Genomic DNA, 17,796 nt, shown 5'->3' with positions numbered 1-17,796 from the left:
GGCATCTCCGCTGTTCAGGTGAGACGCGACGAGCGGACGAACGACACCTAGCAGGGACGTGACGAACGCGGGTAGGAAAGCGAACCCCACCCCAGAACGAATGAAAGCCCCAGCTCGACCGACCTGGAGAGGCCCGCTACGTGGAACCGCCCGCCCGTCCGACAGGACACCATCTCGGATCCTCGAACATGGTCTCCGTCGACGAACTGATCATCCGTTGCGGCGAGTGGCACGGACCTCCCCCTGGGGTGGACTACGGGGCGCCCGGCGCGATCTCGGTGGGGAGCCTCCTGCGCCGCGAAGGGCGGGCCCCGCACGCGGTGGACCGTCCGCTCCGGCCGCGCGGCCACGCCCGGCCACCGGAGGAACCGCCCCTGCCGCCGCGGCGCAACGTCCGCAAGGCGACCGCCGCCGCCGGTGCCCTCTTCGCCGCAGGCGCGATGTTCGCGACCGCCGTGGTGGAGAACGTGGTCCGCAGTCCGGGCGAGGGAATGCAACTGGGCATCGGAGGCGACGCCCCCGGCCTCGACGGCCCAGCGGGGGGCGGTGCTCAGGCGAACCGGGGCGACGCGCCGCGCAACCTCGCGTTCTCCGTGGCGGAGCTGTTCCGGTCGCCCACCGGCCCGGCCCTCGCGTCCCCCGCTGCCGGCTCCGGGGTCTTCGGCAGCCGGGGCACCGGCGGCGCGACCGCTGCCGACCCGTTCGAGGTGAGCCTGGCCCCACCGGCGGCGGGTTTACCGGCCTTGGCCGCGGGGCCCGACGCCGCCGGGCCCGGCTCGACCACCCCCGGGCCCGGTCCGGGGACGCCGGTCGAACCCGCCGGGGCGGGTGTCCTCCCGGGTATCGGCATCGGGCCCGTCACCCTGCCGGTCGGCGGCGGCACCGAGGGCGCACCGGGCGGAGGGCCCGGCGTGGTGGTGCCCGGCCCCGGCCTCGGTACGCCCGGTGTCGGGATACCCGGGATCGACGTCCCGGGTGCCCCCCTGCCGGGCGCGCCCGGCGACGCGGTCCGCACGCCGCGGGTCGAGGTGTCACCGGCGCAGGTCAGGACCCCGGACCTCGTGATCGCCGGCGGGAACGGGGAAGCCGGGATCGCGGTCTCCGGCACCGCGCTGGCCACCCCCGACGTCACGGTCTCCGAGGTGCAGGCGGGGCCGCTGCGGCTCGCCCCTGCCGAGGTCGCACTGCCCGACGTCACACTCTCGGAGGGGGGTGCCACGCTCTCCCGCGGGGGCGCGCGCGTCGCCGTGCCCGAGGTCGCGGTGTCGGAGACGACATTGGTCACGCCCGACGTGCAGCTCGGCAGGGCCACGGTCGCCCTGCCGGACGCGAGGCTGCCCGAGCTGACCGTCCCCCGGGTGACGGTCGACACGAGCGATCCCGTCGGGACGGTGGAGGACGCCGCGGCGGCCGTCGTGAGCACGGTCGACCAGGTCGGGACTGGGGTCGTGGGCGAGGCGGCCGATGTCGTCGAGGAGACCGTGGACGGTGTGGCCGGGACGCTCGGCTCGCTGACCGGTGCCGGGCGCTCGCAGGGTTCCGCAGAGGAGTCCGGACGCTCCGCCGCCGACTCCCGCGACTCCGACTCCGACTCCCGCGACTCCGACTCCCGCGACTCCGGCCTCGACCTCGGCCCGGGACTCGGCCTACTCAGAGACTCCGACTCCGACGACTCCGACGACTCCGGGGACACCGACTCCGACGGAGACGCCGACGACCGGGACTCCGACTCCGACGACCGCGCCGGCGGCTCCGGGTCGCGTGATTCCGGGTCGCGTGATTCCGATGGCTCGGACTCCCGCGGCTCCGTCGGTTCTGTGCTGGGCGAGGTACTGGGCCGGGGCTGAGACGGCCTGTGCGCTACGCCCGCCCCGGAGGGTCCCGGTAGAGCAACTCCAGCGCCGCGGAGGTCACGCGCCGCCTCAGCCCTCCGAACGCCCCGTGCTCGCCGAGTGCGGCCCTGGCCGCCAGCCAGCCGCAGACGCCGTGCACCCCGCCGCCGGGGTGGGCCGACGCGCTGCCCAGGTAGAGACCACCGATCACCGTCTCGGACCGGCCCAGTCCCGGCACCGGACGGAACACCAGCTGTTGGAACAGCTGCGCGGTGCCGCCGTTGACCGCCCCGGCCACGAGGTTCGGGTCGGCGGCCTGCAGGTCGCGCGGCCCCTGCACGGTCCGGCCGAGCACGCGGTCGCCGAACCCCGGCGCGAACTCCTCCAGCACCGCATCCACCCGGCCGGCGAGGTCGTCGGCCGAGCCGTCGTCGGTGACGCCCCGCGGGAGGTGGGTGTAGGCCCACGCGCTCTCGGTGCCCGCCGGCGAGCGGGACGGGTCGGCGGTCGTCATCTGCCCCAGCAGCAGGAACGGCGAACGCGGGAGCGTGCCCGTCTCGATATCGGCCGACCACCGGGCCAGGCCGCGGCCGTCCGCTCCGACGTGGACGGTCCCGGCTCCGGCGACGCCGGGCGACCGCCACGGGATCGGCCCGGCGAGCGCCCAGTTGACCTTCACGACCGGGGTGTCCCAGACGAACCGCTCGAGGTCGGTGTGCAGCCGCCGCGGCAGCACCTCGGGGGCCAGCAGGTCGCGGTACAGGGCGGGGGCGGCCACGTCGGCGATCACCGCCCGGCGCACGCGCACGGTCAGCCCGGTCGCGGTGTGCACGGCCGCCACTCGCCCGCCCCGCACCTCGATGCGCTCGACGTGCTCGCCGGTGCGCACGTCGGCACCGGCCGCCGCGGCCCGGCGGCCGAGCGCCGCGGCCAGCTCACCCGAACCGCCGACGGGTACCGGGAACCCGTACTGCTGACCCAGCATCGCGAGCAGCCAGCCGAACACGCCGCTCACCGTGGCGTCCGGCGGTGTGTCGCCGTGCACGGCGTTGCCCGCGAGCAGCAGCCGGGCCGCCTCGGACGCAAAGAGCTCCTCCCCCATGCGCCCGGCAGGCAACGCCAGGAACCGGGCCAGCCGCAGCGCCTCCGCCGTACCGATCCGACGCAGCAGCTGCACCGGGCCGCGCACGGGCGGGAAGGCGGTGAACAGGGTCCGCAGGACCGCCTCACCGACCGCGTCCCACTGGCTGCACAGGCGCAGCCACGCCTCCCCGTCCCCGGGGTGGTGCTCGGCCAGACCCGCCGCCGTCCGCGCCCGGTCCCGGTGCAGAACCGCGGCGGGCGCACCGTCGGGGCGCGGCGGGTGGGCCAGCACGGTCGGGGCGTGGGCCCACCGCAGCCCGTGCCGCTCCAGCTCCAGCGCCCGCAGCACCGGCGACGCCGCCGAGAGCGGGTAGAACGCGCTGAAGAGGTCGGCGGTGAAGCCCGGGTGCAGCTCGGCGGAGCGGATGGCCCCGCCGACCACGTCGGCGGACTCCAGCACGCACACGTCCCAGCCGGCATCGGCCAGCACGGCTGCGGCGACCAGCCCGTGATGGCCGCCGCCGATCACGACGGCGTCGGCGACGAGGGTGGGCATGCACCCCACTATCGGTCGCCGCGCTCCCGGCGGCACCTCAGGGGAGCCGGTGCGCCCCCTCAGGCGACGAGGGCCGACGTGTCCCGGCCGAGGTAGGCGAGGAACCGCGTCTGCTCGTCCGCATCGGGTGCCGGGGTGAGCTCGGGACCGATCCCGCCGGGCAGCCGCATGTCGAACTGCCGCGACCAGGCGAAGCACCCGGGCACCAGGTCGGGGTCCAGCCGGACCTCGAGCCCGGCGGGGTGGCCGATGTCCCAGGTGTGGGCCAGGAAGTCGGTGGTCAGCGCCACCAGGAAGCCCTCGATGGGCAGCTCGCCGAACGCCCGCGTCGAGACGACGCGGGCGAGCGCGGTCGGTGTCAGCACGGCGTCGGCGGCGGCCCGCGCCGCACGCCAGGTGCCGAGCGGGTCGGCGCCGATCAGCTGCCCCGGGTTCGGCGCACCGGGCGCCCCGGCCCGGGACGCGAACTGCTGCCCGGTGGCCTGGTGCCGGACGAGCTCCTGACCCCAGACGACGTGGCCGAGCACGTCACGGGCACTCCAGTCGACGCAGGCCGACGGATCGTCCCAGCGCTCGGGCGCCAGCGCGGCCACGATCCGGTCGAAGCCGTCCTGGGCGCGCGTGTAGCGGTCCATGATGTTCACCGTTGCTCCTCGGGGTGGGGGGAACCGACAGCTCCGAGGACGAACGGGAGAGACCGGAATCGACACGGGTGGCGTGTCGATTTCCCGGGACGCCGATCGTCCTCGGGTTGGGGCTACCGTCCGGTGGACCGCGACGCTCACGGGAGGTTGCGATGCGCTACATGTTGTTGATCTACGGCTGTGAACGCCCCGACTGGGGCACCGAGGCCCATGCCGACAAGATCGCGGCCGTTCGCGCCTTCACGCGCCGGTGCGCGGAGGACGGCGTGCTGCTGGCGGCCGACCCTCTGCACACCACGGAGAGTGCGACGACCGTGCGGGTGCGCGACGGCGAGACGTTGCTGACCGACGGCCCCTTCGCCGAGACGGCCGAGCACCTGGGCGGGTACTTCATCCTCGACTGCGCCGATCTCGACGAGGCCCTCCGCTACGCCGCCCGCTGCCCGATGGCGGCGGAGGGCTCGGTCGAGGTGCGGCCCATCCTGGAGCTGCAGCCCGTGACCCCGCAGGTGTCCGGGTAGGTGTCAGAGGCCGAGGCCGTTCTCGACCGGGTCTTCCGCACCGAACGGGCGCGCGTGCTCGCCGCGCTGATCCGGGGGCTCGGCGACTTCGAGCTCGCCGAGGACGCGCTGTCCGACGCCGCGCTCACCGCGCTCCGCCGGTGGCCCGTTGACGGCGCGCCGCGCGATCCCGTGGCGTGGCTGGTGACCGTGGCGCGCCGGGCCGCGCTGGACCGCGTGCGCCGCGCCGACGTGGGTGCCGTCAAGTACGAGCAGGTCGCGCGGGCGGCCGGGGACGAGGTGAGCGCCGTGGACGAGCTGCCGGACGGCCTCGCTCGCGTGGGCGACGACCGGCTGAGCCTGCTGTTCACCTGCTGCCACCCGGCGCTGGGGCCGGAGGCGCGGGTGGCGCTCACCCTGCAGGCCGTCGCGGGTCTGACCGCGGCCCAGATCGCGCGGGCGTTCCTCGTCGGCGAGGCGACGATGGCCCAGCGCCTGGTGCGGGCCAAGCGCAAGATCCGCGACGCCGGGATCCGCTTCGCCGTGCCGGACGATGCGGCGCTCCCCGACCGGCTGGCCGCCGCGCTCGCCGTCATCTACCTCGTCTTCACCGAGGGCTACCTCGCCTCCACGGGCGACGACCTGCTCCGGCCGGGGCTCGCGGCCGAGGCGATCCGGCTGGGCAAGATGCTGGCCGCACTGATGCCCGACGAACCGGAGGCACTCGGGCTCGTGGCGCTGATGCTGCTGCAGGACTCGCGGCGGGAGTCGCGGACCGGCCCCGACGGCGAGCTCGTACTGCTCGACGACCAGGACCGCAGCCGGTGGGACCGCGCCGAGATCGACGAGGGTCTCGCGCTGGTCGAGACGGCGCTGCGCCGTGGCCGTCCCGGGCCGTACCAGCTGCAGGCGGCCATCGCCGCGGTGCACGCCGCGTCCCCGACGGCGGCCGAGACCGACTGGCCCCAGATCGTCGCGCTCTACGACGAGCTGAGCGCACGGCACCCGTCGCCGGTGGTGGCGCTCAACCGGGCGGTGGCCGTCGCGATGGTCGAGGGCCCGCAGCGCGGCCTGGAGCTGCTCGACGGGATCCGGGGCCTGGAACGCTACCGGCTCTTCCACGCGGCGCGTGGCGACCTGCTACGGCGCCAGGACCGGGTCGCCGAGGCCGTCGTCGCCTACCGGCGGGCGCGGGAACTGGCCGGCAACCAGGCCGAACGCCGCTTCCTGGACGACGCCTGCGCACGCTTGGGGGAAAGATCACCCCGCGAGCTCGCGGACGACGCCGGCCCGCCGGCGTAGGACGGGAAGGTCCAGGTACGTGGATTCGCCCAGCGTGAGGGTGAAGGTCTCGCCCGGCGAGCCGTAGTAGGAGAAACAAGAGGCGTCGTTACCGGCAATCGCGATCCGGATCCGGTGACCGGAACGGAGCAATGCGGACACCGGCAGAAGCTCGACGACCAGGTCGAGGTTCTCTCCAGGTTTGACCGGGAGACGGTCGGCGCGGGCGAAGCTGCGGGGCACGCCGAGCCCCGTGGGCTCGGCCGGCCCGGCCGTCGCACGCTGGAGGAACCGCAGGCAGCCCTCGGTCAGGTAGGTCACTGAACCATCAGGACCGACGTCCTCCAGGTAGACGTAGACCACGCCGTCGATCCCACTCGTCGCCAGGTGGAGCCTCACCACTGGGAAGCCGAGAAGGTGGAAGTCGGCCGAGAGCGGTGCGGAGGTGAAAGTCAGCAGCGTCTCGTCGGCGCCCCGTCGATCCGGGTAGGCCGCACCCTGGCCGATCTCGCCGGCAAGCCATCGATTGGTGGGACCGGTCGACGAGCCGGGATCGATGGCGTACCGCACGGTCGACTCGGACCCCGGATCGTCCGCCAGTTCACCGGCCGTACCTGGATACAGCCGGCGTACGTCAAGATTCTCGGGCGGCCAGGCGTCCACGGTTCGCCACTGATCCGTGCCGAGCGTGCTGTACGTCAGCGTGCCGCGTCCCACCGGCGGCGCCGAGTCCGCTCTGAGGTATCGCGCGAAGAACCCCACCAGGCGGCGATCCTGGCCCTCGGGGCTGGTGAGATCGCTTTCGTCGAGCGGATCGACGGGCAGCAGAGTGTCGGCGTACGTGCGACCGCCGTGTCCCCAAGGCCCGATCTCGACCGTCTGATGGTTGGGCAGGGTGGCGAACCGTGTCAGAGCACCGGTGACGAAGGCGCCGTCGACCCAGCCGACCCGCACCAACAGGGGGACGCCGGTCGAGGCGATCGCCTCGTAAGCGGCAGCCGGTGTGGTGATCGCCCAGTCGAGCCCTTCCACCCGGTCGTCATGGAACGGCACCTGGTCCATCAGCTCGTGCACGTCGGTGTTCGACTGATGCTCCGCGACCGCCTCGGCCAACAGAGTCCGGCCGTCCGGACCGTCGACCGGTTTGACCGGCGTCGGAAGTTCGATCGACTCCGCGGGCAGCCCCTGCATCTCGCCCAGTCGCTCGCGAGCCCCGATCACGCCGTCCTTGAGCTGGCTCTCGCACATCCACCGGGCGAACCGGCCCGCAGTGGCGGCTCCGCCCGGATAGAAGAGTTGGCGGTACGGGTCGTTCGGGCTGAACAATGCTGCGACAGCAACCAGGTGCGGGTTGCGGAGCCGTGCGACCAGCTCGGCGGCCTGGCCTTCGTAGGACGTGCCGTAGACACCGACCCGGCCGTTCGACCACGGCCGAGCCGCCACCCAGTCGATCAACTCCCCGAAGTCGGCGATCTCGCGTTCACCGAGCTCGCTGGTCCGTACCCCGAACGACGCGCCTGTGCCGCGGACGTCGGCCACGACAAACGCGAACCCAGCGGCGTTCCACAGCTCGCCCTCCGCCCAGTTGGCATCGAACTCGGGACCGACGCGGGTTGGCTCCTCCGCGCGGTGGTAGCGGGTGGTCCGGACAACTGCACCGACTGCCTCGCCGGCGGCGACCCGCTCGACCGGTAGCCAGACGTCGACAGCAAGTCGTACGCCATCGCCGACCGGGACGTACAAAGACTGCAGCCGACGGTTCGGGGCGAGGACCATGGCCGCAATCCTGGCACCGCGTGCCGGCGAATCGGTAACGCTTATCCGACGGCATGCCCGTGCCGAGCGGTTACCGGAAACGACGACCGCCACCGAATCCGAGAACGGAGTCCGTCACGCAGATGACGTCGCCAAGCGTCATCGACATCACGAAACCGAACTGCACTGGAAGGCACAATCCTCTTCGACCGGCCGGTGTTGGTTTCGGCGCCTCTGCCGGCAATTATGTCGTCGTCGCCACTGGCGAACCCCTCTCGAGGGACACCAGCACCTTCACCTGCTGCGGATCCGATGCCGCCCCGAAGGCCTCCGCTGCCTGCTCGACGGGGAAGATCGCGGTGACGAGCTCACCCGCCGTCACGGCACCGGACGCCAGCACCTCGATGGCCTGCTCGACGTCCTCCCGCACGTACATCAGGCTCCCGAGCACCCTGATCTCCCGGTCCTGCACGACGTGCAGGGGCACCACGGTGGGGCCTGCCGCCACGCCGACCACCACGACCGTGCCCCCCTTCGCCACCAGTTCCACCGCCTGGGCCATGGAGCTCTCCCTGGCCACGCAGTCGAAGACGACATCCGCCCCGTCCAGCACGACGGCGGCGCGTTCGACGAGGTCGGGGGCGTTCGCGAGGAGCACCTCGTCGGCACCGAGGCGCCGGGCCCGGTCCAGCTTCTCCCCCATGACGTCGGTGACCAGCACGACCTCGGCCCCGGCACGGCGCGCGGCGACGAGCACCAGCAGCCCGATCGGCCCGGCACCGAGCACGGCCACCCGGCTGCCCGGTCCCACGCCCGCGAGCCGCACGGCGTGCACCGGCGTGGCGAGTGGCTCGACCAGCGCGGCGAGCTCGTCGGACATGCCCTCCGGCACCCGGTGCAGCCGGTCGCGCGGCACCGTGAACGCGTCCGCCATGCCGCCCGCGGTCTGGCACCCCACCACCGCCAGCTTCTCGCAGATGTTGTAGCGGCCCTCGCGGCACCGGCGGCACTTCCCGCACACGAGGCTCGGCTCGAGCACGACACGGTCGCCCGCGGCCAGGTCGGACACGCCGGCACCGACCTCCTCGACCACGCCGACCACCTCGTGCCCCGGGCGGTAGGGGCGATCGATGAAGGGATGGTGACCGGCGGCGGCGTGCGTGTCGCTGCCACAGATCCCGACCAGGGCCGAGGCCACCCGTACCTCACCCGGACCCGGTGGGCCCGGTCGCGGCACCTCCTCCAGCCGGATGTCCTCTGTCGAGTGCACGACGACCTGGCGCATGGTGCCCATCGCTCCTCCAGTGGCTCAGAAGGCGGTGTACCCGCCATCCACCACGAGCACCGATCCGGTCATGAAGGACGCGGCGTCACTCGCCAGGAACACCACGCTGGGCGCGATCTCCTCCGGCCCGGCACAGCGCTGCTGGGGAGCGTCCTCGATCCAGTACCGCCGCAGCTCCGGCCGGTCGACCGGGGACATCTCGGTCTTGACGTAGCCGGGCGCCACCGCGTTGACGCGGATGCCGTACGGGGCCCACTCCGCCGCGAGCGACTTCGTGAGCTGGTGGACCGCCGCCTTGGAGGCGTTGTACGCGGGCTGCCACTGCGGGCGGTTGACGACCAGCCCGGACATCGACCCGACGTTGACGATCGCGCCGCCACCATGGTCCGCCATGTGTCGTCCCGCCGCGCGGCTGCATTTCCACAGCGCCCGGACGTTCAGATCGAAAACCGCGTCCCATTCATCGTCGGAGACGTCCCACGACGCATTGTGGAAGCACGCGCCCGCGTTGTTGACCAAAATGTCGAGGCCGCCCAGCGTCTCGACGGTGGTCCGCACCGCGCGCTCGACGTCGGCGGCCACCGTGATGTCCCCGGTGATCGCAAGGACTTCGACGTCCTCGTCCGCGAGGTCCTCCACCGCGGTCGCGTTGCGCTCCTCGTCGCGGGCGACGAAGGCCACCCGGGCGCCCGCCTGAGCGAGGGCGTGCGTGAACGCCTTACCCAGCCCGCGGTTGCCGCCTGTGACCAGTGCCGTTCTCCCGGTGAGGCGAAAGCTGTCCAGTACATGCACGGGGCGGAGCCTGCCATGCACGGAGGGGAACCAGGCGGTCCTGTCTGCGGAGTCGGCTCGCGGACAGGACCGCTCGGTCGGACATCAGTGGTACTGCTACTGCGCGGCGGCGCGCTCCCCGGTGGCGTCGAGACCGAGCATGGCCAGCATCTCGGCGCAGTCGACGGCGTCGACGGACCGGCCGGCGACCACCCGTGCGGCGCGGCGGTTGGCAAGGTCGTGCACTACGGCCTGGGCGGCCTGGGCGGCGGCGAAGCGGCCGTTCTCGTCGGCGTGGGAAGGGTTTCCGGTCCAGCTCATGTGTCCGTGACTCCCTCAGTCGTCACGCCGGCGTGGCCCGGAACGAGAACGGGTGCGGCCGGCGGGACCGTGCGTCAGGCGGCGATCTGCAACGGGGCGCGCACGTGCGGCACACGCCCGACCTGACATACCGACCTTACCCTGAGCGGCCCACACCGGCCGGATCCCCGCGCGTCGCGGGCGCCAGGTCGTCGGTTTCGAGCGCCCGGACGTCCGTCTCGGCCACCGTCACCACGACGGCCCGACCCGGCTCGAGCCCGTCCCCGCCCGGCCCGAGACAGGCCAACGTGCCTGCCGGCGTGTCGACGTCCACCCGGGTGCCACCGCCGAGCGGCACGATCCGGCGCACCGTGCCACGGACGGCGAGACCGCTGACGAGGTGCGGGGCCGTCGACACCCGGCACGTCTCCGGTCGGGCGGCCAGCAGCCCCGGCCGGCCCGTGACCGCGGGCGGGAGCACGTTGCTGTACCCGACGAGCCGGGCGCACGCGGCGTCGGCAGGGTGGTCGAGCACGTGCGCGGTGGGCCCGAGCTGACGGATCCGCCCCGCCACGAGCAGCGCGGTCTCGGCGGCCAGCGCCCGTGCCTCGTGCCGGTCGTGGGTGACGAGCACGGTGGCGGTGTCGAGGCCGTCGAGCACGGCCCGCAGGTCGGCGAGCAGGTCGGTGCGGGTGGTGGCGTCCAGCCCGGCGAAGGGCTCGTCGAGCAGCAGCACCCGTGGTGAGACGGCCAGCGCGCGGGCCAGCGCCACGCGCTGGGCCTCTCCGCCGGACAGCGTGCGGGCGTCACGGTCGCCCAGGTGACCGACGCCGAGCGCATCGAGCCACGGCGCGGACCGCCGGGCGGACTCGGCCCGGCCGACACCGCGCAGCCGCAGGCCGGCCGCGGCGTTGGCCCGCACCGTGCCGCGGCGCAGGATCGGGCGCTGCAGCACCGCCGCCACGGCATGGCGCAGCTCCCGGGGGTCTGCGGGGCGTCCGTCGAGCAGCACCTCGCCGGTGACGTGGTAGCGGCCCAACCGGGCGAGCGCCCGCAACAGCGTCGACTTCCCGGCGCCGTTCGGCCCCAGCACGGCGAGCGCCGCCCCGGGGGCGACGTCGAGCCGGTCGACGTGCAGCAGTTCGCGACCGCGAACCGTCACCCGCAGGTCCTGGCACCCGATCCGGGACGTCATCGGGCAGGAACCGAGCGGTGCTGTCCCGCCAGCGTGAGCACCAGGTTCACCGCGAACGCGATCACCAGCAGGATCAGCCCGAACGCGATGGCCAGCGCGAACTCACCGCGGCTGGTGGCGAGCACCGCCGCGGTGGTCAGGACCCGGGTCTGCCCGGCCAGGTTGCCACCCACCATCTGCGCCGCCCCGACCTCGCTGACCACCGCGCCGAACGCGGCCATCGCGGCCGCCAGCAGCGGCAGCCGCGCCTCGGCGAGCAGCGCCGCCAACGCCCGGAGCCGACCGGCGCCGAGCCCCTGCATCTGCACCATGAAGTCGGGGTCCACCTGCTGCACCGCCGTCGCCACGAGGGCCACGACGATCGGCGTGGCGATCGCCGCCTGCGCGATGATCATGGCCGTGGGCGTGTAGAGCAACCCGAACGCCCCGAGCGGCCCGCTGCGCCACAGCAGCACCGTGACGAACAGTCCGACGACGACGGGCGGCATCCCCATCCCCGTGTTGGCCGCGGCCAGCACCACCCTCCGGCCCCGGAACGCCGTCAGCGCCACCGCGGCGCCGACGGGCACCCCGACGAGGGCGGCGAGCAGCGTGGCGGTCAGTGAGATCCGCAGGGTCAGGGCAGTGATCGCCCAGGTGGCGGGGTCCCCTCCCAGCAGCAGCCGGACGGCCTGTACGAACCCGTCGACCAGTACGTCCATCAGGGCACCGGTTCGGGCTTGCCCGCGTCGGGCACGAACAGCTGCTGACCGTACTGCGCACGGCCGAACTCCCCGATGCGCTGCTGCGCAGCCGGACCGGTGATCCAGTCGGCGAACGCGGCCGCGGCCTCGGGCTGGACCCGGTCGCCGGCCTTCGTGGTCATCTCGATCACGTGGTAGACGTTCAACAACCCGGGGTCGCCCTCGCTGAGCAGCGTCAACCCGTCGGGCTGGCTGAGGTACGTGGCCCGGTCCGACAGCGTGTAACCGGACTTCTCCGCGGCCACCCGCAACGTCGCGCCCATGCCCTGGCCGGTCTCCTGGTACCAGGCACCTCCCGGGGTCACCCCGGCCTGCGTCCAGAGCGCCTTCTCCCGCGCGGCCGTGCCGGAGTCGTCACCGCGCGAGACGAACACGGCACCCGCCTCCGCGATCCGCTTCATGGCGTCGGCGGCGGTCGCGCCCTTGATGCCCGCCGGGTCGGCCGCCGGGCCGAGCAGCACGAAGTCGTTGTGCATGACGAGCAGCCGCCGCCCGGCCGTTCCCTCGGCGACGAACTGCTGCTCGGCAGCAGGCGAGTGCACCAGCAGCACGTCGGCCTCGCCGCGGCGACCCAGCTCGATCGCCTGGCCGCTGCCGACCGCGACCGTCTTCACCTGCCACCCGGTGTCGGCCGTGAACGCCGGGAGAAGATCGTCGAGGAGGCCGGAGTCCTGGGTGCTGGTGGTGGTGGCCAGGATCAGCGATCGTTCCGCCGAGGGCGCCGCCGCAGGACCACCGCACGCCGCCAGCAGGAGCAACGCGAGTACGGCCAGAACTGATCGCAACTGGGGTAGCACAGTCCGGAAGAATAGGGTGAATCCTCGTGACCCGATACCGCGAGATCTGCAGCGAGCTGGCCGGGCGGATCCGCGCCGGGGAGCTCCCCGCGGGTAGCGAGCTGCCGGGGATACGCGAGCTGGCGTCTCGGTTCAGCACCACGGCGTCCACCGTGAGCCGGGCGCAGCGCGCACTGGCCGACGCCGGGGTGATCGTCACCTCGGACCGCAGGCGGGCCCGGGTCGCGCCCGACGGCCTGGTGGCCGCCCGCCGGTTCCTCCACGCCGAGCTGGTCTTCCGGCTGGCCGGCAGCGACGACCCCGCACTCGACGCCGTCACCCGCAGTCTCGGGCGGGCGGTCCAGCCCGTCGGCGCCGAGGGCAGCTTCGGGGGCCTGCGCGCCGTTCGCCAGGGCCGGGCCGACGGCGCCGCGGTGCACCTGCTGCACCATTCCGGCGTCTACAACGCCCCGTACGCACGCGGGCTGCTACGCGGGTGGCGGCCGCACCTGATTCACCTCTGGCGCCGGGAACAGGGCCTCCTCGTCCCGCCCGGCAACCCGCACGGGCTGCGGACGGCCGCCGACCTCGCGGGACTGCGGGTGGCCAAGCGCCGGCACGGCTCGGGCACCCGCGTGCTGTTCGACCGGCTGCTGCTCTCCGCTGACCTGAACCCCGACGCCGTGGCGGGTCCGGAAACCGGGTCGCACCTCGAGACGGCGCTCTTCGTCGCGTCCGGCGTGGTGGACGCCGGGCTCGGCGTCCGTTCGGTGGCCCGCGACCTGGACCTGGATTTCGTACCGCTCGTGGCGGAGGACTACGACGTCGTCCTCGGCGGGGCCGCGCTGGACGCCGCCGCGCCGCTCCTGGCGGCTCTCCACGACACGGCCGTCCGCACGATGATCACCGAGCTGGGCGGGTACGACGCCACCGACTCGGGGACGGTGCACGAGCTCGGTCCCTGACCACCGCCGCCCCTGATCAACGCCGGCCCTTGGTCACCGCCGCTGGGCGGCCGCCCAGCGGGGCAGCCGGGTGGCGAGCGCGGTGTAGAGCGCGGGATCGGTGCCCATCCCGGTGTGGCTGCTGCTCACCTCCACCCACTCGGCCTCCGGGTCCTGACACGAGCGCCAGCCCACCACGCCGTCCTCCCGCGAGTAGATGGCCACTGCCGGCACCTGCAGCGGTGCGGCGAGTCCGCCTGCGGTGGCGTCGCGGCAGCTGCCGGTGAGGCAGTCCTGGTCGAGCAGGCCACGCACCCCGAACGCGGACAGCCGCAGCAGCACCCGCAGGATCTGCCTCGCCAGGCCGCGCGCGTCGAGGGGGTCGAGCACCGGGCTGCCGAACATCGCGAGCCCGGACACGATGTCCGGCCGCCGCACCGCCACGAGCCTGCCGAGCATCCCGCCGCGGCTGTGCCCGACCAGCACCACCGGTCCGCCGGTTCTCCCGGCGAGCTCCTCTGCGCGCCGCTCCAGCCGGGCCACCAGCACGTCCGTGCAGCCGAGGTTCATCCCCAGGCCCGCCCGGACGGGTACGTAACCGCGGCGCCGGAACCAGTGGCGCATCACCGCCATGCTCGCGTCCACGCCGCCGAATCCCGGGATGACGAGCACCCCGGTGCCATTGCCGTCCGCGGTGCAGGTGGTCCACACCGGGTGGCGCAGCAGCGCGGGCGTGGAGAGGCCCATGGCCGGACCCAGCGACCGACCGAGCAGACGGGCCGTGCGGCCGAGCCGCTGCCACGGCCGGGCCGGAAACGTCTCGACGGTCATCGCACTCACCCTTCCGCCGTCCCCTGATCCGACTGCGCCCACACGTGAGTCCGGCCGTTCCGGGGGTACTCCCGGGCATGCTCCCAGATTCGCCTCATGGCCGCCCTCTGACCGCGATGGAGCGGATGCGGCTCGATGAGCTCGCCCGCCGGCTCAGCGACGACGACCCACGGTTGGCCCAAGCCTTGAGGGACGGCGCGACCGGCCCCGACACCTCGGGCGAACAGCCACGTCGGCCGGAGATGCGACGGGTCGTGATGGGGGGCGCCGCCCTCGTCGTGCTGGCCGTCCTCGTCGCCGGGATGGTCGGTCTGGCGGCCGTGGCGTTGACCCTGATCGTCGTGCTCGGGGTGAGGGCTGTGCGGCGCCGCACCCGCCGGCCCCGATGAACAGCCGGATCACAAATGCACAAAAAAGTGGGCCCCCGCCAGACGGCGGGGGCCCACAAACAGTTTGATGTCGGCGGCGACCTACTCTCCCACACCCTAACGAGTGCAGTACCATCGGCGCTGGAGGGCTTAGCTTCCGGGTTCGGGATGGGACCGGGCGTTTCCCCTCCGCCAAAACCACCGACAACACTATCAAATTATGGCCAACCATAGTGGATGCGACAATCACGCACCCCGACCACACAATGTGTTTGTGTGTTCAGGGTCGCACAGTGGATGCAAACAACTCGTCATGAACAAGCCCTCGGCCTATTAGTACCAGTCAACTCCACCCCTCACAGGGCTTCCATCTCTGGCCTATCAACCCAGTGGTCTGCTGGGGGCCTTAACCACGCAAGGTGGTGGGAGACCTCATCTTGGAACGAGCTTCCCGCTTAGATGCCTTCAGCGGTTATCCCTTCCGAACATAGCCAACCAGCCGTGCCCCTGGCGGGACAACTGGCACACCAGAGGTTCGTCCGTCCCGGTCCTCTCGTACTAGGGACAGCCTTCCTCAAGTCTCCTGCGCGCGCGGCGGATAGGGACCGAACTGTCTCACGACGTTCTAAACCCAGCTCGCGTACCGCTTTAATGGGCGAACAGCCCAACCCTTGGGACCTACTCCAGCCCCAGGATGCGACGAGCCGACATCGAGGTGCCAAACCATGCCGTCGATATGGACTCTTGGGCAAGATCAGCCTGTTATCCCCGGGGTACCTTTTATCCGTTGAGCGACACCCCTTCCACCAGGTGGTGCCGGATCACTAGTCCCGACTTTCGTCCCTGCTCGACCTGTCAGTCTCGCAGTCAAGCTCCCTTGTGCACTTACACTCAACACCTGATTGCCAACCAGGCTGAGGGAACCTTTGGGCGCCTCCGTTACATTTTGGGAGGCAACCGCCCCAGTTAAACTACCCACCAGGCACTGTCCCTGAACCAGATCATGGCCCGAGGTTGAGACACCCAATTCGACCAGAGTGGTATTTCAACAACGACTCCACAACCACTGGCGTGGCCGCTTCACAGTCTCCCACCTATCCTACACAAGCCGAACCGAGCACCAATACCAAGCTATAGTAAAGGTCCCGGGGTCTTTCCGTCCTGCCGCGCGTAACGAGCATCTTTACTCGTAGTGCAATTTCGCCGAGTCTGTGGTCGAGACAGCGCCCAAGTCGTTACGCCATTCGTGCAGGTCGGAACTTACCCGACAAGGAATTTCGCTACCTTAGGATGGTTATAGTTACCACCGCCGTTTACTGGCGCTTAAATTCTCCGCTTCGCCCCCAAAGGGACTAACAGGTCCTCTTAACGTTCCAGCACCGGGCAGGCGTCAGTCCGTATACATCGTCTTGCGACTTCGCACGGACCTGTGTTTTTAGTAAACAGTCGCTTGGGCCTGGTCTCTGCGGCCGCCCAGCCCTAGCCCGCGAAGGGCTTCAAACCAGACGGCCCTCCTTCTCCCGAAGTTACGGAGGTATTTTGCCGAGTTCCTTAACCACAGTTCACTCGATCGCCTTGGTATTCTCTACCTGACCACCTGTGTCGGTTTAGGGTACGGGCCACAACAGCACTCGCTAGAGGCTTTTCTCGGCAGCATGGGATCATCCTACTTCGCCTCAATCGGCTACGCGTCACCTCTCACCCTTAATGACATCCGGATTTGCCTAGATGTCGGGCTACAGGCTTACACCAGTACTACCATTCACTGGCGGGACTACCCTCCTGCGTCACCCCATCGCTTGCCTACTACCGGATCGGGCCCCACGCTCCCCCAACAAACCAACCCGAAGGCCAGTAAGCGGGTTCGGATGGTTAGCATCACCGGCCTCAGCACGGACGCACTGTCACGGGCACGGGAATATCAACCCGTTGTCCATCGACTACGCCTGTCGGCCTCGCCTTAGGTCCCGGCTCACCCTGGGCGGATTAACCTGGCCCAGGAACCCTTGGTCATTCGGCGGCAGAGGTTCTCACTCTGCATTCGCTACTCATGCCTGCATTCTCACTCGCACACCCTCCACGACTCGATCACTCGGCCGCTTCACCGGATGCACGACGCTCCCCTACCCAACACCACGACTACACCCCATCCCGAAGAACAAGGCGGATCTCATGTGGCATTGCCACGGCTTCGGCGGTGCGCTTGAGCCCCGCTACATTGTCGGCGCAGGACCACTTGACCAGTGAGCTATTACGCACTCTTTAAAGGGTGGCTGCTTCTAAGCCAACCTCCTGGTTGTCTGGGCGATCCCACATCCTTTCCCACTTAGCGCACGCTTAGGGGCCTTAGCCGGTGATCTGGGCTGTTTCCCTCTCGACTACGAAGCTTATCCCCCGCAGTCTCACTGCCGCGCTAGAAATACCGGCATTCGGAGTTTGGTTGAGTTCAGTAAGATTTTGGTCCCCCTAGCCCATCCAGTGCTCTACCTCCGGCATCCACCACACGACGCTGCACCTAAATGCATTTCGGGGAGAACCAGCTATCACGGAGTTTGATTGGCCTTTCACCCCTACCCACAGCTCATCCCCCAGGTTTTCAACCCTGGTGGGTTCGGGCCTCCACGACGTCTTACCGTCGCTTCACCCTGGCCATGGGTAGATCACTCCGCTTCGGGTCTATACCCCGCGACTCAAACGCCCTATTCGGACTCGCTTTCGCTACGGCTACCCCACACGGGTTAACCTCGCCACGAAGCATAACTCGCAGGCTCATTCTTCAAAAGGCACGCCATCACCCACGAAGAGCTCTGACGGCTTGTAGGCACACGGTTTCAGGTACTATTTCACTCCCCTCCCGGGGTACTTTTCATCTTTCCCTCACGGTACTAGTCCGCTATCGGTCATCAGGGAGTATTTAGGCTTACCGGGTGGT

Annotated in this window: 15 protein-coding genes, 2 rRNA genes and 1 pseudogene (1 of these 18 only partly in view); 5 read left to right on the top strand and 13 right to left on the bottom strand. The window is 71.0% G+C overall.

The features are described from left to right. Positions 1–188: 188 nt before the first annotated feature. Complete coding sequence (locus ACQPZA_RS12315) at positions 189–1,847, top strand: hypothetical protein (RefSeq protein ID WP_433280622.1); 1,659 nt, start codon at positions 189–191, stop codon at positions 1,845–1,847. A 13-nt stretch (positions 1,848–1,860) separates the two neighbouring features. Here the strand turns inward: ACQPZA_RS12315 and ACQPZA_RS12310 are convergent, their stop codons facing one another. Both ACQPZA_RS12310 and ACQPZA_RS12305 read right to left on the bottom strand, forming a co-directional pair. Further along, positions 1,861–3,471 (bottom strand): phytoene desaturase family protein, encoded by a 1,611-nt coding sequence (locus ACQPZA_RS12310; protein ID WP_433280620.1) that lies wholly within the window; start codon positions 3,469–3,471, stop codon positions 1,861–1,863. Between the two features lie 59 nt (positions 3,472–3,530). Next, the gene (locus ACQPZA_RS12305; protein WP_433282778.1) at positions 3,531–4,106 is read right to left on the bottom strand and encodes a maleylpyruvate isomerase family mycothiol-dependent enzyme; all 576 of its coding nucleotides are present in this window, start codon (positions 4,104–4,106) and stop codon (positions 3,531–3,533) included. Between the two features lie 161 nt (positions 4,107–4,267). Here ACQPZA_RS12305 and ACQPZA_RS12300 point away from each other — a divergent pair, with 161 nt between their 5' ends. Then, positions 4,268–4,636 (top strand): YciI family protein, encoded by a 369-nt coding sequence (locus ACQPZA_RS12300; RefSeq protein WP_433280618.1) that lies wholly within the window; start codon positions 4,268–4,270, stop codon positions 4,634–4,636. Further along, positions 4,637–5,917, top strand: coding sequence for an RNA polymerase sigma factor (locus ACQPZA_RS12295; RefSeq protein ID WP_433280615.1), 1,281 nt, complete (start codon positions 4,637–4,639; stop codon positions 5,915–5,917). On the opposite strand, the gene ACQPZA_RS12290 is transcribed toward ACQPZA_RS12295, so the two are convergent. From ACQPZA_RS12290 to ACQPZA_RS12255, 8 genes and pseudogenes are all read right to left on the bottom strand, one after another. Further along, complete coding sequence (locus tag ACQPZA_RS12290) at positions 5,876–7,765, bottom strand: CocE/NonD family hydrolase (RefSeq protein ID WP_433280613.1); 1,890 nt, start codon at positions 7,763–7,765, stop codon at positions 5,876–5,878. The two genes, ACQPZA_RS12295 and ACQPZA_RS12290, sit on opposite strands and share 42 nt — an antisense overlap. Before the next feature lie 130 nt (positions 7,766–7,895). Beyond that, on the bottom strand, positions 7,896–8,945 hold the full coding sequence (locus tag ACQPZA_RS12285) for a zinc-dependent alcohol dehydrogenase (protein ID WP_433280610.1): 1,050 nt from the start codon (positions 8,943–8,945) through the stop codon (positions 7,896–7,898). Between the two features lie 15 nt (positions 8,946–8,960). After that, the gene (locus ACQPZA_RS12280) at positions 8,961–9,728 is read right to left on the bottom strand and encodes an SDR family NAD(P)-dependent oxidoreductase (protein ID WP_433280608.1); all 768 of its coding nucleotides are present in this window, start codon (positions 9,726–9,728) and stop codon (positions 8,961–8,963) included. Between the two features lie 96 nt (positions 9,729–9,824). Further along, complete coding sequence (locus ACQPZA_RS12275) at positions 9,825–10,028, bottom strand: hypothetical protein (RefSeq protein WP_169396251.1); 204 nt, start codon at positions 10,026–10,028, stop codon at positions 9,825–9,827. 136 nt (positions 10,029–10,164) lie between these two features. Next, positions 10,165–10,488 carry a TOBE domain-containing protein gene (locus ACQPZA_RS12270; RefSeq protein ID WP_433282776.1) on the bottom strand — a complete coding sequence of 108 codons (324 nt, stop codon included), beginning with the start codon at positions 10,486–10,488 and terminating at the stop codon, positions 10,165–10,167. Positions 10,489–10,728: 240 nt separating this feature from the next. Beyond that, positions 10,729–11,169, bottom strand: a pseudogene (locus ACQPZA_RS12265) (ATP-binding cassette domain-containing protein); the annotation flags it as partial. 29 nt (positions 11,170–11,198) lie between these two features. Next, positions 11,199–11,903, bottom strand: a complete 705-nt coding sequence (locus ACQPZA_RS12260; protein ID WP_433280605.1) for an ABC transporter permease — start codon at positions 11,901–11,903, stop codon at positions 11,199–11,201. Next, on the bottom strand, positions 11,903–12,730 hold the full coding sequence (locus tag ACQPZA_RS12255) for a substrate-binding domain-containing protein (RefSeq protein ID WP_433280603.1): 828 nt from the start codon (positions 12,728–12,730) through the stop codon (positions 11,903–11,905). The genes ACQPZA_RS12260 and ACQPZA_RS12255 overlap by 1 nt, the downstream gene beginning before the upstream one ends. A 38-nt stretch (positions 12,731–12,768) precedes the next feature. Between ACQPZA_RS12255 and ACQPZA_RS12250 the strand changes: the two genes are divergently transcribed. Beyond that, the gene (locus ACQPZA_RS12250; protein ID WP_169396254.1) at positions 12,769–13,686 is read left to right on the top strand and encodes a substrate-binding domain-containing protein; all 918 of its coding nucleotides are present in this window, start codon (positions 12,769–12,771) and stop codon (positions 13,684–13,686) included. Positions 13,687–13,719: 33 nt separating this feature from the next. Here the strand turns inward: ACQPZA_RS12250 and ACQPZA_RS12245 are convergent, their stop codons facing one another. Then, positions 13,720–14,496 carry an esterase/lipase family protein gene (locus ACQPZA_RS12245; RefSeq protein WP_433280600.1) on the bottom strand — a complete coding sequence of 259 codons (777 nt, stop codon included), beginning with the start codon at positions 14,494–14,496 and terminating at the stop codon, positions 13,720–13,722. A 77-nt stretch (positions 14,497–14,573) separates the two neighbouring features. Here ACQPZA_RS12245 and ACQPZA_RS12240 point away from each other — a divergent pair, with 77 nt between their 5' ends. Then, positions 14,574–14,885 carry a DUF3040 domain-containing protein gene (locus ACQPZA_RS12240; RefSeq protein WP_433280598.1) on the top strand — a complete coding sequence of 104 codons (312 nt, stop codon included), beginning with the start codon at positions 14,574–14,576 and terminating at the stop codon, positions 14,883–14,885. A gap of 68 nt (positions 14,886–14,953) precedes the next feature. Here the strand turns inward: ACQPZA_RS12240 and rrf are convergent. Together rrf and ACQPZA_RS12230 are read right to left on the bottom strand one after the other, a co-directional pair. After that, positions 14,954–15,070: ribosomal RNA gene (gene rrf, locus ACQPZA_RS12235) — 5S ribosomal RNA — on the bottom strand. A gap of 107 nt (positions 15,071–15,177) precedes the next feature. After that, positions 15,178–17,796 (bottom strand): 23S ribosomal RNA (locus tag ACQPZA_RS12230) (it continues 496 nt past the right edge of the window).

The organism is Pseudonocardia xinjiangensis (assembly GCF_050948425.1).
GTDB classification, from domain to species: domain Bacteria; phylum Actinomycetota; class Actinomycetes; order Mycobacteriales; family Pseudonocardiaceae; genus Pseudonocardia; species Pseudonocardia xinjiangensis.
The sequence above is the reverse complement of the archived record's forward strand: the minus strand, read 5'-3'. Positions and strand labels throughout refer to the sequence as shown.

Excerpts from the sequence above, each read along its gene's own strand:
- ACQPZA_RS12300 (WP_433280618.1), top strand. The coding sequence starts at position 4,268 with ATGCGCTACATGTTGTTGATCTACGGCTGTGAACGCCCCGACTGGGGC.
- ACQPZA_RS12305 (WP_433282778.1), bottom strand. The coding sequence starts at position 4,106 with ATGGACCGCTACACGCGCGCCCAGGACGGCTTCGACCGGATCGTGGCC.
- ACQPZA_RS12275 (WP_169396251.1), bottom strand. The coding sequence starts at position 10,028 with ATGAGCTGGACCGGAAACCCTTCCCACGCCGACGAGAACGGCCGCTTC.
- ACQPZA_RS12310 (WP_433280620.1), bottom strand. The coding sequence starts at position 3,471 with ATGCCCACCCTCGTCGCCGACGCCGTCGTGATCGGCGGCGGCCATCAC.
- ACQPZA_RS12315 (WP_433280622.1), top strand. The coding sequence starts at position 189 with ATGGTCTCCGTCGACGAACTGATCATCCGTTGCGGCGAGTGGCACGGA.
- ACQPZA_RS12285 (WP_433280610.1), bottom strand. The coding sequence starts at position 8,945 with ATGGGCACCATGCGCCAGGTCGTCGTGCACTCGACAGAGGACATCCGG.
- ACQPZA_RS12240 (WP_433280598.1), top strand. The coding sequence starts at position 14,574 with ATGCTCCCAGATTCGCCTCATGGCCGCCCTCTGACCGCGATGGAGCGG.
- ACQPZA_RS12260 (WP_433280605.1), bottom strand. The coding sequence starts at position 11,903 with ATGGACGTACTGGTCGACGGGTTCGTACAGGCCGTCCGGCTGCTGCTG.
- ACQPZA_RS12245 (WP_433280600.1), bottom strand. The coding sequence starts at position 14,496 with ATGACCGTCGAGACGTTTCCGGCCCGGCCGTGGCAGCGGCTCGGCCGC.